A 16,062-nucleotide genomic window follows, 5' to 3' on the forward strand; every position below is an offset into this window, starting at 1 on the left:
CCGGATACCTTCATCTATTTCTTGGTACGGCATGATTATTTATCCTTAGTTGCTGTATGATGTAATTTCTGGCCTTGCTTAGCTGCGATTTGGAAGTGTTTTCATTGATCTGAAGCATTTCCGCAACTTCCTTATGAGAATAGCCCTCGATGGCGTAGAGATTGAAAACCGTGCGATATCCTTTCGGCATGTCATCCAGAATCTCAGCGACTTCTTCCATGTCCAGGTAGCCAGCCGGTGGAGGTTGGGAGATGCTTTTTGCCATCAACGCTTCATCCTCATGAAAAACCATCTCCTTTTTTGTTTTCAAAAAGCGAATCGATTCATGAATCACAATGGTGAAGATCCATTTGCCAAGACTGCCCTCTCCTCTGTATTCGAACTGGTGGATACGGCTGAACACCTTGGAATAGGCGACGGACACCACATCTTCCACATCGTGGTGATTGGCCAGGTACCGCATGGCCGTTCGAAACGTCTGCCGGTAATAGGTGTCAAAGAGCATTCTTTGCGCAACGGGGTCGTTTTTCAGACAACCTGATAAGATTTCCAACTCTTTCAAAATGTTTTATTGTGTATGTAAAGGTAGGAACCCGATAAGTTAGGCATACGTTGCCTGCAGTGAAATTTTACTTTGTGAAAAAATGTTAAGGCGAAAAAACAACTAGTGGCGTGGGGAAATGAAAAAACGTTAAAACCGTCATTACCTCAACACACTGCGGAGATTCTGCGTCCTGACATTGAAATTAAAAACTCGTTTCGATGAAAAAAATCGTCTTTGTCTTTGTATCCGGCTTATTGCTTCTTTCCTGTATGGAAGAGGAAAATCTTTCTACCCTGCAATCCGGACCCGTTCCAATCGGCAATTGGAGCAATCTGGAATACAAGGAAAATGGCTTTGTGATGGAGAAGGTAAACAAACTGCAGGAAAATACAGAAGGGTATCGTTTTTTTAGCAATGGAAAATTACTACATCGGGCCAACAGCAGTTGGTGCGGCACCCCTCCCATCCTGACCGATGACTACGAGGGAAACTGGGAAAGAAACGGACAAACAATCAGACTGGAAGCAGGCTTTTGGGGGGGAACACAGATTCAGGAACTAAGGATTGTTGACGAAACGACCTCCACTCTTTTACTTGAGCAAATAAGCAGCGAGTGGATTACTGAGGAGTAAGTGCAATTTGTAGGGAAGTCGGAATTCCCGACCCCAACCCATTGCCCCGGTTAAATGGGGCTAAAGCATTGGAAAATCCGGAAACAAAAATAAGCGGTAGCAGAAAGTGTTTCATCGAAGAGAATCGTATTGAATGTCGTACTTGTTTGGTATAGCCTTGCTTATTCAAAATCCACATGCGTTTCTACGAAAAGTTTAATTCAATGGTTTGCCCATTACTCGAAATTTCTTTTGGGACAGCTAAGCACCAACCAATCCAAACACAACCTAACTAAAACCATAGCAGATTACCGGCAAAAAAGACCTTATTTGGGTATTTATTGCTTGTACCTGCATCATATTTTTTTTACATGCGTTTTTGTTGTTGCTTTTGAGGAGTGAAAGCCGCTAAATTCCAAGTAGAACCCGCAGGTTTTCGAGGAAATCTACTAACTTGACATACTCTTTACGTCCGATGAAAAAAACCTTGTCCTACCAAGTATCAAAACCCATTCCGAATGAAAACCTGCTTCACCTGTTTCGTTTTATTGATTTTTTCGGCCATTGGCAATGCACAAGGCACCGACACCCTTTACCTATGGCCGGGTACGGTCCCCGGTGAAACGATGGCCAAACACCCTCCGGTTCAAACGCCCAATACCAGCGGAAATGTTATCCGGCTTACCGATGTAACCGACCCGGCACTGGTGGTATTCGAGCCGAAAGCACCTTCCAATGGCGCCGGCATCATCGTCTGTCCGGGAGGGGGGTACAATATCCTCGCCATTGACAAGGAGGGGTACGAGGTAGCAGAATGGTTTAGTCAATTGGGCTTTACAGCATTTGTGCTCCAATACCGTGTTCCGGACAAGCGGGAACCTGCACTTTACGACCTGCAGCGGGCCTTTCGAATGGTCCGGGCAAGAGCCAGCGACTGGAATGTGGACGCTAAGCGGTTGGGAGTAATTGGCTTTTCTGCCGGCGGCAGCCTGGCCGCCCGGGCAAGCACCCGTTTTGACGAGCGGACCTATGCGCCTGTCGATGCGGCGGACAGCCTCTCGGCACGCCCTGATTTTGCCCTGCTGATCTATCCAGCGTATCTGGACGAAGGGGAGAATCGGAGCCTGACACCAGAGCTTGGCCTGAGTGACCGCACTCCTCCGCAGTTTCTTTTTGGTACCGCAGATGATCGGTATGGGAACAGTGCCCTGGTGATGGCAGGGGCGCTTCGGGACCAGAAAATTCCCGTGACCCTACATTTCCTTTCGAAAGGTGGGCACGGATACGGGATGCGCAACGGCAACGATGCCGCGGAAACCTGGCCGGACCTGGCAGAAAAATGGCTTCGCCAACTCGTTTTGACCAACCATGAACCCTTGATGCCATAAAAAAACGATTCCGATGAATGTGAGTGAATCCTTGAAAAAATTAGCATCCCTTGTTACAGACGACCTGGCAGACCTGCGGCAATTGTTGGTAGCCTTGCTCATCGGCATCCTGCTTTTGGTATTTTTTGTTTACCTATCCCGCTGGATAAAAAAAATCGCACGTATCCGACTTGGTAAACGAACCGAAGATTCCTTGCTGGCAGATTTTATTGCCACGAGCATTCGGTTTATCGTTCTGCTTTTCGGTATTACCCTGATTCTTCGTTTTCTAGGTCTCACCGGGGTCGTCAGCAGTATATTGGCCGGAGCTGGTATCACCGCCTTTATCATCGGTTTTGCGCTCAAGGATATCGGTGAAAATTTCCTGGCCGGAATACTTCTGGCTTTCAAAAGGCCTTTTAAAATAGGAGATTTGGTGGAAATTCAGGGTATCAGTGGAAAGGTACGGGCGCTAAACCTTCGCGACACCCAAATCAAAACCCTGGATGGGAAAGACGTTTTCCTTCCAAACGCCTCCATCATAAAAAGTCCCTTAATCAATTTCACCATCGATGGATACCTTAGTTACAACTTTATGTTAGGCCTGGGGTACGGCTGCGATTACCAAAAGGCTCTGGCATTAATTACGCAGACACTAAATCAGGTACCGGGCGTCTTATCGGGAAAAAAGGGACCGATGGCGTTGGTGAACGAAATCGGCGATAGTGCCCTCTTGATTCGCGTAAGTTACTGGGTCAATACCTATGACAAGAAACATGCGGACCACGTTGTACGTGCAGCGGCCATACTGGCCGTGTTGGAAGCCCTGGAAGGAGCCAACTACCCGCTTCCCGGCCGGATCATCGAACTCAAAGGCACAATTCCCGGGGAGCAGAATCAGCCCTGAAACCAAGCACCATCATTCGCGCTTCAGCCTTTTGAGGTATTGGTGCCATCGTACGCCCATGCAAAAGGGTATACACAGGGGGCCTAATGACCGAGCAATCCATTGGCTAAGAGCCTTGTTCCCAAAAACAGGATACCCGGCGTTTCTTGCTTTTTATACACACCGGTTACCGACGGTATCCAACGAAAAATGTCAATCTATCCGGGTCAGCACAGGCCTTTTGGGCTATCGAAAGGGATTGGTTCCCCATTCGTACCGGCGAGCCGGATTGAAATCAGGATTGGGTACCGGGTATTGGGCGCCGGTGTCGGTTTGCCATTTTTTCAGGGCTGCCTTCATCTCGGCTAGCTTTTCCGGAAAGCTAAATTTGAGGTCGGTCATTTCGTTGATGTCGTACCTGAGGTTGTACAAGTCAAACTCGCCCGATACCAGGTTTTCTATCAGCTTCCAGTCGCCTTTTCTAAGCGCAGACATAGGGACTTCGTGGTGGTAAACCGGGTAGTGGGTAAAAACTTCCCGCTCTGGATCCACGCCCTTTCCCAATAGGCCCGGCACCATGGAATGCCCGTCAAGCACCTGCTGCATCGGGGCTTCTCCCTTTCCCAGTTCCAGAAAGGTAGGGTAAAAATCCACGCTGGATACTATGGCCTCGGAAGTACTGCCCGGTTCTACCCTTCCAGGCCAGCGGACAATCAGGGGAACGCGGATTCCCCCTTCGTATACCGTCCCTTTGCCCGCCCGCAGCGGCGCATTGGATGTAGCGATATAGCGGAGGGGGTGCCCTTCCGGGTAGACATCTTTGCTGTCCCCTCCCAATAGAGGAATGTTGTCAAACCGGTTATCTACACCCCCATTGTCTGAATAGAAAATCACCACCGTATTGTCCGCGAGGCCCAGGTCTTCGAGTGCTTCCATCAATGCCCCCACGCTGGCATCCACATGCGAGATCATGGCTGCATAAACGGCATTGCTGGCGTAACTCGGGTCTTTGGGCTTGTTGAGGAACCTATCGATCAGCGATCGGTCTGCATCCAATTGCACGTGTACATCGTAATGCGATAGAAACAGGAAGAAGGGTTCCGCTTGATTTTCCTTCATAAAATCCACACTCATATCCGTGAGGATTTCGCTGAGCCTCCGATTTTTCCCTCCGGTGTATTCCGGAATGAATCTCGGCTGATAAAAGCCTCCACCAGCATACGTATAGGCCCGATCATAGCCCCTGCTTTGCGGCAGGTGTTCCGGACTATTTCCCAGGTGCCACTTGCCAAAATACCCGGTTTTGTACCCTGCGGCCTGCATGGAATTACCCAGTGTTTCAATTTTATCCGGTAGGTGTTGCACCCGGTGATGAGGTACAACGACCTCCTCGTAGGGGCGCCAATGCCCGGGAATAAAGTCAAAAATACCTACCCGGGCCGGGTACTGTCCGGCTTGAATACTGGCTCGGGTGGGGGAACAAACGGGCGCCGCATACGCGTGTCGGAAGAGCATTCCCTGACGGGTCAATTTGTCTATATGGGGTGTTTCGTTAAACCGGTTGCCATAGGCAGGCAAATCCCTTCCGCCAAGATCATCGGCCATGATCAAAACGATATTGGGACGGTCCTGGGCCTGCGCGGAAAATGCGCACAAAAGCAGGGAAAGAAAAACGAGCGTGATCGATCGGTTATTCATGGGTTGGATGGGTTTATAGCCATTGCACCCTTTCGGTACATTGGATGGAACAGGTGATTTTTCTGGACTAAAGCTAACAAACTTTTTGAAAAAATCCCCTCGGATTCCGCCATTCCATTGGCATGGGGAATACCAAAAAGATAAATGCGGGAAGGGGTTTGCTCGCTTCGGCACAAGTAACCGTCCTCCCATTCCTTCCGGGCTGATAATCCTGCCCGGGGCGTGGGACTCCGGGCCGGAGTCCCTACGGGACAAAGCTACAGCCGCCTGACACCTCAGGATAGGAAGAATTCAAGAGCTACTCTTTGAATCTATCGGGAATGATAAATTCGTAGCCTTCAGGTGGCCAGGGCCCGATACTCTGTCCTTCCGGCCGGGGAGCAGTGGGCCGGATGGGTGCATATCCCTCCGCAGAGTAGCTCAGGTTTAAAAAAGGCGTTTGTTTTGTTTCTCCGTCCACCAGCGAGCGGATACCCATATCGGTAATACCACTGGTAAGCAACGTACGCTCCACCGGGGCCGTGGGTTTACCGGTACGGATAAACTCCTGAATGTTAAGCGTCAGGTAGCTAAAATGGGAATAGCTCATGCTGTGGTCCAGAACAAACTCTGTGGCTACTTGCCCCTGCGAGGTATTGGCAGCATAGGCCCAACCCTGGTTCACGTACCCGGTAAGCATGACGATCGCGCCTTTGGTGCCATCGTTGTACGAAACCAGAATGGCATGGGGCGCTTCCACCAACTTCCGCATGTCTCCTTGCTTCCTTCCTTTGATCGAATTACAGGCGGCGGTGACTAAATCCATGTTGATGCGTCCATCATCCATGGCTTTCCAAACGTCCTCCCCTTTTAGTCCCAGCACACTTGCCACCCCTGTTTCACCTCCTGCCCTTCGCTCTACCATGCATTGCAAAATCTCCGCCACGTGAAAGCCATAGGCATCCAGTGAGGCGTAGCCGATCGCCACTGCTTCTGAAATACCCAGGCCAATAGGATGCTCCAAAGGCCGGTCTCTCCAGCAGAATGGCAGGGAAGAGCCCGCCATCATGGGCACCTCCAGTTCCTTTGATCGGTCATAAATCCATTTGCTATCCAACCAACTGTAAGCCAGGTGCTTGTCCGTAAATAGCGGAACTGACTTGTTCGAGGCATCAAACACACGGAAAATCTGCTCCAGATAGTTCATGCGCGGATACATTTTTATGCCGTAGCGACTATAAGGATACTCCCCGTGTTCGCCAATGTATATCACTGCATCTACTGCCAGCTTGTCCCCGCCCAGCGTAAGTGCCTCCGCGATCGTGCCATAGACTGTTGCCCCGTTCATTTTGGCGATTCTAACCCCGGTATCGTTGGCTCCAATCTGGTCAATCCATACAGAGACAATCTTCACCTGCGGCGCAACCATCCCTTCGTCCGTGGGAATACCCGCGAAAAGCTTCGTCCCAATCACATCTGCATGGGCACTGTTACGGTAAATGTTGGCGATAAGGGCCACCGTTTTCTGTGCTGCGGGGGACTTCTTGCTACTCTCTCCAATTATCCGGGCCATGGCTTCCGCCTGAGCCCCACCCAAACCAGCCCCTAGATGGAAGAATGAACCGGCTAAAATTGATTTTTTTATAAATTCCCTTCTTGGATTTTCCTTGTTTGTCTCCATAGTCCTTTTCATTGGTAGGTACTTGTTTTTTATTCAATACTAGCAGTATCCTTACTTGTCTGGCATCGAAGTCCTCCGGAATTTCAATAGCCCTTTGTACCGGTTTATTCGGAACCACCGCTACCTTCGTTGCCTGGTTGGGAGCCCGATTCCCGAGAAGCCGGTGTTGGTTACCAGCCTACCGCATAGCCATTTCGCCTCGGATCTGCCCCACCCATCATCCAGCCACTTTCACGATCAATGGAAACACCCTGGGCACCGCCCACGGTCATGGACCAATCGCCTAAACTCGTATCCAGCTGGTAGCCCATTTGCCGCAATTCGCTGAGTACTTCGGGCGCTATCCGTTGCTCTATGATAATTTCTTTGGCAGGTACCGAACCCAATTCGTCTTTCCAGCGAAACCTCGGTGCACTGATGGCATCCTGTATATTCATACCAAAATCAATATAATTCATGGCAACCTGGGGAACGGATTGCAAAATCCCAAAACTGCCGGGGGAACCGACAATTAGTTCAGGTTTGCCTGCTTTGTGAAATTGCATCATCCCTCCGATACACCAACCCACACCCTTCCAGGGTTCCACGCTGTTCGCTTTCCCAGGCGCCTTTTCCATCCAATCAATGGCACTGTTGAAGATCAGACCGGTTTTGCCAGCTACATAACCGGAACCAAAACCACCCCCATGCGTCTGGATAATCACCACTGCGTTGCCCCACTGGTCCATGGCCGAAAGGCTGGTGGTAGCGTACTGATAGGTCGGATCTACTGTTCCCCTTTGCAAATCGGGGATCTCCTGCATGGTGTCCTCTGGGTAGCTGGCCGCTGATTTTTTTCTATTCTTCACGCGTGCGACTACCTTTTTTCGTTGTTCATCCAGATAGGTTTCAGAAAGCAGCCGGTCCACTGGAACATCCACGTAGTCCGGATCTCCTATATAGGCATCCGTATCTAACCTGCTCAGATAGATGGCCTCCATCAGGTGGGCCAGGTATTCGGCACTATTGTGCCCCATGCGTTTTACATCAAACCCCTCCATAATTTTTAGCGTTTGCAGTTGCTGCAAGCCCATGCCCGGAGGGGGATTGTTGTAAACCTTGTATCCTCTGTAGTCGATCGAAATCGGCTCGGTCCATTGGACCCGGTCGGGAACCATTGCCAGATCTTCCACGGTAATAAAACCACCGTCTTGTTTAAAAGCCTCGGCTATTTGTTGGGCAATCTCGCCCTTGTAGAAAACATCAATTCCCTCTTTTGCGATGCGTCTCATCGTCGCCGCCAGGGGTTTGTTCGTAAAGAAATCGCCGATCTCGTACGGGTATTGTCCGTCTTTAAAAAGTAGCGCTACCGATTCCTTGTGTGGCTTTACCCGCTCCACCGTTCCTTTCCACATCGCTTCGTCAAACTCGGTAATGGGCACTCCATTTTCCAAATAGCTAATAGCGGATTCAAATACGGTTTCCAAAGACAGGGTGCCGTAATCTTCCAATGCCCGGTTCCAGCCCGCCAGGTTACCGGGTATGGCCACGATTTTCGGCCCGACGGTTTCGATTGCCTCGTGACCTGCCCCGTCTGCTGCCTTCGCTGCTGCCGCCAACGATCCGGCATCGAAGGTCTTGGGTACCCAACCGCCGAAAACGAGCGAGCGAACCCGGTCTTCGGCAGCGGAATAAAAAAGCATGTATCCCACACCGGCTGTACCGGACATGTACGGCTCCACGGCATTCAGGGCTGCCGCGGTAGCCACGATGGCATCTATTGCGTTGCCTCCCTTTGCCAAAATCTTCTGGCCGGCAAGGCTGGCCAATGGGTTGGCCGAAGCCACCATTCCCATTTTCCCTACTGCTGCCGGGCGAAGGTTTTCCTTGGCCACCTGGGCCTGGGAATGAAAACTTACTAGCGTAAGCAATACCAGCAATGCAGAAAGTGTTTTTCGGAATAGAATTAATAGTTCATCAAAATTTTTCATCGGTTATATCATTTTTTTATCGCGACCATGCAAGGCCCTATCCGCTAAAGGCGGTGTATATTTGCGAAGTCCGCACCTGCTTCAAATCCTCAGTCCTGCTGGTCCGCCCGTTCCATCGATAAAGAGGTGGATTTATTTGCCGTCGCTGCATCTGCAGGCAGGCGTTTGTTTTTCTTCCCACTCCAATAGGAAGCCAATACCGAGGAGGTAAACCCCATCAGGGGCCCGCAGACGGCCGAGGCCAGTCCCACCGTTGCGATTTTTCCCATTTCCTTGGCAATCCCGGAAACAAGACCTGCATTCTGCATTCCCGTAGTAATCGAGATGGTCCGACAGTCTTGCTCCTTCAATCGGAAAAGCCGGGCCATCCAATAGGCCGCCAGGTACCCTGCAAGGTTTAACAGCAAAACTGCTCCTACCAGTAGCAAGCCCATGTTTAACAGGCTCTCTCTTCCTGCTGCCATGATGATCGCGACGATGAATGCAATACCCGCCATGGATACCAGCGGCATGGAAACATCTAACCATCGGGCCCGTCCGTGCAGAAATTTATTGAATAGCAGCCCGGCGCCGATTGGTAACAGCACCATTTTGACGATGCCCCACATCATGTCAAAAACAGCTATGGGAATAAATCCACCCGCATATAGCTTCATAAGCAGCGGTATCACCAGAGGAGCCAGAAGGGTAGTAACCGATACGATGGTGATGCAAAGCGCCACATTGGCTTTGGCCAGATAAGCCATTACCGGTGACGCCACCGATACCGGTGCGCAGCCTAGCAAAATCAGTCCTGCTGAAATCTCGGAAGAAAAACCATTTACCGACGCCAAAAAAAAAGCAATCGTTGGCATCAGTGAAAACTGCGCAACCACCCCCACCAGTACGGATTTGGGAGCCTTTGCGAGGGCGATAAAATCCCTTACGCCCATCGACGTACCCATCCCAAACATGATCAATTGTATCAACGGTGTAATCAGCTCCGCCAATTCAAAGCCATTCATTTCAAGAAAATACGCCGGGTAATTCAAGGCAGTAGCCACCACCGCCAAAATTAATAGGGTGAATGAAAGGCCTTTCGTCGCCTGAAATCCTCTAACACCCAAGGAAGCACAAAGAAAGCATGCGATCAACACCGGACCAAGGTGCGAGGTGTTGCGCATAGCCAGCATCAACAGCGCTACAACAAACAACAACAGCGCTCCGGCAAGCAGGTAGGTGCATCTTCCTTTTCCTTTAAGGTTCATTCTCTATCCGTAAAGGTCCGCGCCGTTATTCCTCGTACAGTTCGACAATCATTTCGATTTCCACCGGTATATTAAAGGGCAAGGAACCCATTCCCACAGCAGACCGGGCATGCTTGCCTTTTTCACCGAAAACCTCCACCATAAAGTCAGAAAAACCGTTCATCACCTGTGGCTGCTGGGTAAAGTCAGGCACCGCGTTTACCATTCCCAGGACTTTTACGATCCGCTTCACCCGATTTAGTGAGCCTATCTGTGCTTTCAACGATGTGAGCAGGGATATTCCCGTAAGCCTTGCTGCATCTGCAGCCTGGGCCAGGTTCAGTTCGTCGCCTACCTTTCCGCTCATGTATTCGCCATTTTCCTGCATGGGACCATGGCCCGAGAGGAAAACCAGGTTGCCGGTCTGCACAGCCAAAACGAAATTGGCGGTAGGTGCCGCCGGTTCGGCCAGGGTTATACCCATTTCGGCAAGTCGCGTTTCCGGGTCATTTGTCTGGGCTTGCACCAGCAAGATCCCGGCCGAAGCCAACAGAACAGCAAGCGTTAACGCAAACGTATGATGAAATTTTACTGTCGTGAGGTGATTACATTTCATTTCGATTAGGGATTTTATGGATAAAATACTGGTAATTTGGGCGTTCTTGCCGATGAGTATACACTACTTACGGATGACCGGCAGGTAAATCAGGGATCGTTGAAACATCCCGGGAGTGTAAGTTCGTGAAAAAGATATAAACTTGGGAATTAACCGAAAGAAAAAACCCTCGAAAACGAGTGAATTCCGGGATGCGGCTAACCGGCGAGCCTGAAACAAAAAATAATCGCTCTTTTGGAACGACGAATCGCGAAGCAATATTATCGATACCGTGTGAAGGTTTACGCGATAATACAGCCCGGAAATGCCTAAGGCTGCGAGTGCCCTGAGGAGCGGGCCGGCTTATCCGTCCCCCTTGCCAGCAAAGGCAATCCTTCCGGGGAGATCGGTTGCTGGATTAATTGACGGGTATTGATAGCTAGCGACTTGAAATTACCGCAACCGTCTTTTCAACCCTACTTCCTGGGGGCAGTAATGCCGCCTGGGGCGGTCACTTTCCCGGGCTAAGGACAGACGCCCCCTCGGAACCACCTGGAAATAACTGGGGATTACCTTCAAATGAATACCTTGAGCCGGATTCCGGTAACGTTGGTTTCTCGCGAACCATCGGCATGGGGGAAGAAAAATCGCCTAAAGATCGCTTTATCGGTAAATTGGAGGTGTATCCTGTTGACAAGTCGGCAATGGGCATCTTCCAAGGACCCCGGGCCACTTTCACGGGCAAGACCACTCTGGTGCTTTTGCGGAAATCGTTCAATCCAAAAGGATTTTGATCATTAGACCCTGAAAGGCTGTTTGTACTCAAAAAGCCATTCTCAAGACTCTTGCTTGTCGGTAATCCGAAATCCGCACCCGCGGACCAGTTTTTCGCACCATTCAATGAATAGGGAAGGGATTTGACCTCCCAGGGCGATTGTCCGAATGTAGCCACAGAAGCAAACACAAAAACGAAAACGAACATTGCAGATCTAATCATGGGTCAGGGGATTTTTGTTGATTGCTAAGTATACGTAAAATCGAGCAAAACAGCTGACTTTCAGGCGTTTTTTTTTAGATGAATTTGGCAATAGCCCGAGGAAGGTCGTTCCCTACTTCCGGTTTTTTTTTATGCGCAGAAGCCGGTAAATCATTTTCTATAGATCCATCTTGGCGGGCAATTCCTTCCGCAAGGAGCCAATGCCTTTCCATATCAATCCGAGACCAGAAAAAACCTGTTGAAGCACATTGGCCAGCGTGGACACCGGCACGTCGGTCTTTTTGGTACGTAGCTGACTGTAAAGAGCATGCATCGTTTCGGAATAGCTGGCCTTGAGTTTCTCTTCTACTGTGACCAAAGTAGCTGCATCTGATTCATGAAGTGCCTGGTATTCTTCGAATACCGTCAAAAAATCCTTTACCTGCTGCTGCAGGTCCGCCAATACCTCGGCAACGAAGGGCTCGGTGGCGTCCTCCATTTCCTTCAGGTTATGGACAATGTCTTTAAACTCCTTGGCACCGACCACCAATAAGCGCAGGGTCTGGGACAAATCCGATAAACGGTTTGCTTCCTCTGGACTCAGGTTTTCTGCTTGCAGGCGCAACGCAAACGCAAACAGCTCCTCCTCGAGATTTTTCAGTTGCTGGTAATCCAGGAGTAAATCCTTGGACTGATAGGTTATTTTTCGCCAAACAGAGGCTTCTTTTTTTGGACCTTTGTGTTTGTGCACAATTTTCCACACCAATTTCAATGTATCTTCAAGAACGCCGTCCATTTCTTTCTCCAACGCCATCAGGGCCACGGAAGGAAGTTCCACACTGATATTTTTGACAAAACGAGACCTTCCCTTGGGAACATCAGAGCGAAACCGTCCTTTCAACCAACGCTCAAGGGGCGATAAAAAAGGATAAAAACCCAGGATCATCAGCCCATTTATCAGAGAATTTAGGGCCACCAGCTCCATCAGCGGATCCGTTAGGTGAAAAACCTGTATACTCAGCAGAATCAATGCATCGATCCAAAAAAAACACAGAATACCGGCAATAAAATTAAAACTAAAATTAGCCAGCGCCAACCTTTTCTTATCGGCGGTCCCCCCGGCCGCACCCAGGATCAGGGTGAAGGTCGTTCCGATATTTGCGCCAATAATCATGGCAAGGGCATGGTCCGAACCGATAAGTCCGGCGTTGATGGCACTCAATACGATAACGATCAGGGCTGAGCTGGATTGGATCATGGCGGTAATTAAGATGCCTAAAACCAGGAACCACCAGCGACCATGTTCATCGAAAGTGCTAAGGTCCACGGCTGCAGCGTAGGTATCGATGGATACTTTCATAAAGTCCAAGCCCAAAAACAGCAGCCCAAATCCCAATAAAAAAATCCCTGCATTCTTTAAAAACGGCCGGCTATTCGTAAACAAATACGTCAGTACACCAATGGCCAGAAAGGGAAAGGCAAAATCGGCAACGCTTATTTTGAACCCAAAGGTCGCGACAATCCAAGCTGTGAAGGTGGTTCCCATATTGGCCCCAAGAACCACTCCCAGGGCATTTTTGAGGTGAATCATTCCCCCTCCTAAAAAGGCCAGTACCATCAGGGTGACCAAAGAACTACTCTGTAGGATTGCCGTTACAAGTGTCCCGACCAGGATTCCCTTCCAGGCTCTGTCCGTGTACCGATGCAACAGATTTTTGAACGAGTTCCCTGCCAATCCTTTGAGTCCTTGCTCTACCTGGCTCATTCCCCAGAGGAATAAGCCAATTCCGGCCAGGAACTCCCAATAATCAAATACTCCTTGCATGAGTTTGTAACTAGAATAAAAATCCGTGCCTTCCGAACATCCCAGGCAGGCTTCTTCTTTCCAGCGACCAGGAAAGAGGAATTCAGGACTCGTTCGTGAAGTTCCCCTAAATTTAACAAACTTTTCGTGCAAGTAGGGGCGAACCGAACGGATTTTCTGTCGTTGGCCAGACGAAAAATCTTAGCAAGTTTTACCGATCCTGTGCAATCGATTGCGTATTTTTAAAAAAATTCATCAGATAATGTTTATCTTTACCCGTTGCACGTGGTTGCATCTACTCCAAAGATGGATGAATCATTAACACATTCGTAAAAAATAACCGATATCATGAACAAACAACACCTAAGCCTTTTTGCCCTGGCGTTTATTCTTCTTGCAGCCTGTGGAAAGCCCACGGTCGAGACGAAAGAGGGCTGGACCAATTTATTTGACGGGGAAACACTGGATGGATGGCATCAATTAGATGGAGCCGCCGAATTCACCGTAGAAGATGGCGTAATCGTAGGGTCCGCCGTTGCCAATACACCCAATACCTTTTTGGTAACCGATCAGACCTACGAAGATTTTATTCTCGAATTGGAAATTCGCGTAGACGATGAGTCGAGCAATTCCGGCGTAATGGCCCGGGGCCAGCACAATCCAGATGCCAACGATGGCAAAGGAAGGGTTTTTGGCTATCAGGTGGAGTGCGACCCGAAAGAACGCGCCTGGTCGGGAGGAATTTACGACGAAGCACGTCGGGGCTGGTTGTACCCCCTCACCTACAATCCGGATGCACGAAGCGCATTTAAGCTGGGGGAATTCAATACCTACCGTATCGAGTTTATCGGTAATACCCTAAAAACCTGGGTCAATGGGCAGGAAGTAGCCTACCTCGTAGACGATATGGATCGTTCCGGGTTTATCGGCCTTCAAGTACACGGCATTGGCAATAACCCCGAAAATGCTGGGAAAAAAACCTATTTCCGAAACATCCGCATCAAAACGGAAAACCTAACCCCCACACCCTTCGAAAACGATGTCTTTGTCGTCAGTACATTGAATAATGAACTTACTCCTTATGAGGAAGAGATTGGCTGGAAACTACTTTTCGATGGAAAAACGAGCGAAGGATGGAGAAGCGCCCGTGGCGAAAGCTTTCCAGAAGGGGGTTGGACCATCAACGATGGCGTCCTTACCATTGAAGCCAGCGACGGACGGGAGTCAGCGAATGCCGGGGACATCGTTACGGTAGACAAATACAGCGCGTTTGATCTGGCCTTCGACTTCAAACTGACCGAGGGAGCCAATAGCGGTGTAAAATATTTCGTAACCCTAAATGAAAACAATACCGGATCGGCCATTGGACTGGAATACCAGATACTGGACGACGAAAGACATCCGGATGCCAAGCAGGGAAAAGACGGGAATCGTACCCTGGCTTCACTTTATGACTTGATTAAAGCAGACAAGCAGTCCCGATTTGTGCGACCTATTGGCGAGTGGAACAAAGGCCGCGTGGTGGTTCACCCGGACAATACCGTCGAGCACTACATCAACGGACTAAAGGTGCTGACCTATACCCGCGGGTCCGATGCGTATCGGGAGTTGGTCGCGGAAAGCAAGTACAAAAAATGGGATAATTTTGGAGAAGCGGAGGAAGGACATATCCTCTTGCAGGACCACGGTGACGAGGTTCACTACAAAAACATAAAAATCCGGGAGCTGGAATAAGGCCCATTTCCCGCATTCAATAAAAAGCAAGTCCGCAGGGCTTGCTTTTTTTTATTCGGATTCCAACGCCGGGTTACCCCATTTCAGCCCTGACCCGGGCCAGAAACCGGGTTACCTTTTCAAACGGGTCACCGGGTCCCAAGGTCTCGATGGGCAAATAGCCCTGGTAATCACTGTCGCGAATCAATGGCATCAACTTCGCCAAATCTACCGGCTTCTGTATGCCGAAATGATTGACATTCTCCTTAAGTTGCCAGTTGACCGCATAGCGGATATTTTTCTGAATCTCCTCGTATGGGTCGGCCTGGGAATAACTGCCAATGTCCAGTACCAGTCCAAACCATTCCTCATCTACTTCCCTCATGATCTGTTCTACCTGCGCTGCACTTTGGATAAATTCATTATGATTTTGCATGGCGAGAATGACGCCATGGTTGGCAGCAAATGCTGCGCATTCCCGGCAAGCCTCCACAACCAACGCTGCCTTTTCCTCCCATACCATTCCCTCCTGAAGGCGGGGCCCGGCAAATACCCTTAGGACCGGGGCTCCCAGTTTTGCAGCAGCCACCACCCATCGCTTCACCAAATCAATTTCCCCCTTTCTAATCACCGGATCTGATTCGGTAAAATTATTCCGGACGCCGGTACCGCTGATGTGCAGGCCCCGGTGGTGTGCCAGTTTTTTGATGCCAAACAGAACCTCGTCCGAAGGCACCTCCGGGTACCCCGGAATGTAGTAGGCGGTCAGATCTACAGCTGCAAAACCCTGCCCTGCACAAAAATCAAACAGGGTTTCGATCCCCACAGAGCCGTCTCTCAAAGCGGCGTTAAATGAAAACGCATTTAAGCTTAGTTTTAAATTACTGTTGCTACCCGCCAACGTGCGGGAGGGGTAATGCATGGCCAAAGCTGGTAGAGAGGCCACCTGAAGGCCCTTTTTTAGGAAATTTCTTCGTTTCATTGTGTGCAAACCTGTATTGGTAACTCGGAC

Annotated in this window: 13 protein-coding genes; 4 read left to right on the forward strand and 9 right to left on the reverse strand. The window is 49.8% G+C overall.

Translation table 11 applies throughout. From position 1 onward, the window contains the following. Positions 1–10 precede the first annotated feature (10 nt). The gene (locus ABWH99_RS20045) at positions 11–553 is read right to left on the reverse strand and encodes an RNA polymerase sigma factor (protein ID WP_375583580.1); all 543 of its coding nucleotides are present in this window, start codon (positions 551–553) and stop codon (positions 11–13) included. Positions 554–762: 209 nt separating this feature from the next. On the opposite strand from ABWH99_RS20045, the gene ABWH99_RS20050 reads away from it, so the two are divergent. From ABWH99_RS20050 to ABWH99_RS20060, 3 genes are all read left to right on the forward strand, one after another. Beyond that, positions 763–1,176 carry a hypothetical protein gene (locus ABWH99_RS20050; RefSeq protein ID WP_375583581.1) on the forward strand — a complete coding sequence of 138 codons (414 nt, stop codon included), beginning with the start codon at positions 763–765 and terminating at the stop codon, positions 1,174–1,176. Positions 1,177–1,673: 497 nt separating this feature from the next. Further along, positions 1,674–2,543: an alpha/beta hydrolase gene (locus ABWH99_RS20055; protein ID WP_375583582.1), complete on the forward strand. Its 870-nt coding sequence runs from the start codon at positions 1,674–1,676 to the stop codon at positions 2,541–2,543. Between the two features lie 31 nt (positions 2,544–2,574). Continuing rightward, positions 2,575–3,429 (forward strand): mechanosensitive ion channel family protein, encoded by an 855-nt coding sequence (locus ABWH99_RS20060; RefSeq protein WP_375583583.1) that lies wholly within the window; start codon positions 2,575–2,577, stop codon positions 3,427–3,429. A 225-nt stretch (positions 3,430–3,654) separates the two neighbouring features. Here ABWH99_RS20060 and ABWH99_RS20065 read toward each other — a convergent pair whose 3' ends face one another. The 7 genes from ABWH99_RS20065 to ABWH99_RS20095 all read right to left on the reverse strand — a co-directional run bounded on the left by ABWH99_RS20065 (position 3,655) and on the right by ABWH99_RS20095 (position 13,358). Further along, positions 3,655–5,106, reverse strand: a complete 1,452-nt coding sequence (locus ABWH99_RS20065; protein WP_375583584.1) for a sulfatase — start codon at positions 5,104–5,106, stop codon at positions 3,655–3,657. A gap of 298 nt (positions 5,107–5,404) precedes the next feature. Beyond that, positions 5,405–6,778 carry a hypothetical protein gene (locus tag ABWH99_RS20070; RefSeq protein WP_375583585.1) on the reverse strand — a complete coding sequence of 458 codons (1,374 nt, stop codon included), beginning with the start codon at positions 6,776–6,778 and terminating at the stop codon, positions 5,405–5,407. Positions 6,779–6,936: 158 nt separating this feature from the next. After that, positions 6,937–8,736 (reverse strand): gamma-glutamyltransferase, encoded by a 1,800-nt coding sequence (gene ggt, locus ABWH99_RS20075; RefSeq protein ID WP_375583586.1) that lies wholly within the window; start codon positions 8,734–8,736, stop codon positions 6,937–6,939. 89 nt (positions 8,737–8,825) lie between these two features. Then, positions 8,826–9,983 carry a bile acid:sodium symporter family protein gene (locus ABWH99_RS20080; RefSeq protein WP_375583587.1) on the reverse strand — a complete coding sequence of 386 codons (1,158 nt, stop codon included), beginning with the start codon at positions 9,981–9,983 and terminating at the stop codon, positions 8,826–8,828. A 25-nt stretch (positions 9,984–10,008) separates the two neighbouring features. Beyond that, entirely contained in the window at positions 10,009–10,578 is a 570-nt protein-coding gene (locus ABWH99_RS20085) for a RidA family protein (protein ID WP_375583588.1), read from the reverse strand. A gap of 490 nt (positions 10,579–11,068) precedes the next feature. Continuing rightward, entirely contained in the window at positions 11,069–11,554 is a 486-nt protein-coding gene (locus tag ABWH99_RS20090; RefSeq protein WP_375583589.1) for a hypothetical protein, read from the reverse strand. Between the two features lie 157 nt (positions 11,555–11,711). After that, positions 11,712–13,358: a Na/Pi cotransporter family protein gene (locus tag ABWH99_RS20095; RefSeq protein WP_375583590.1), complete on the reverse strand. Its 1,647-nt coding sequence runs from the start codon at positions 13,356–13,358 to the stop codon at positions 11,712–11,714. A 327-nt stretch (positions 13,359–13,685) separates the two neighbouring features. Between ABWH99_RS20095 and ABWH99_RS20100 the strand changes: the two genes are divergently transcribed. After that, positions 13,686–15,071 (forward strand): DUF1080 domain-containing protein, encoded by a 1,386-nt coding sequence (locus tag ABWH99_RS20100; RefSeq protein ID WP_375583591.1) that lies wholly within the window; start codon positions 13,686–13,688, stop codon positions 15,069–15,071. A gap of 73 nt (positions 15,072–15,144) precedes the next feature. Here the strand turns inward: ABWH99_RS20100 and ABWH99_RS20105 are convergent, their stop codons facing one another. Next, on the reverse strand, positions 15,145–16,032 hold the full coding sequence (locus ABWH99_RS20105) for a sugar phosphate isomerase/epimerase family protein (protein ID WP_375583592.1): 888 nt from the start codon (positions 16,030–16,032) through the stop codon (positions 15,145–15,147). Between the last annotated feature and the right edge of the window lie 30 nt (positions 16,033–16,062).

This window comes from Cyclobacterium xiamenense (assembly GCF_042140265.1).
In the GTDB taxonomy this organism is placed as follows: Bacteria; Bacteroidota; Bacteroidia; order Cytophagales; family Cyclobacteriaceae; genus Cyclobacterium; species Cyclobacterium xiamenense_A.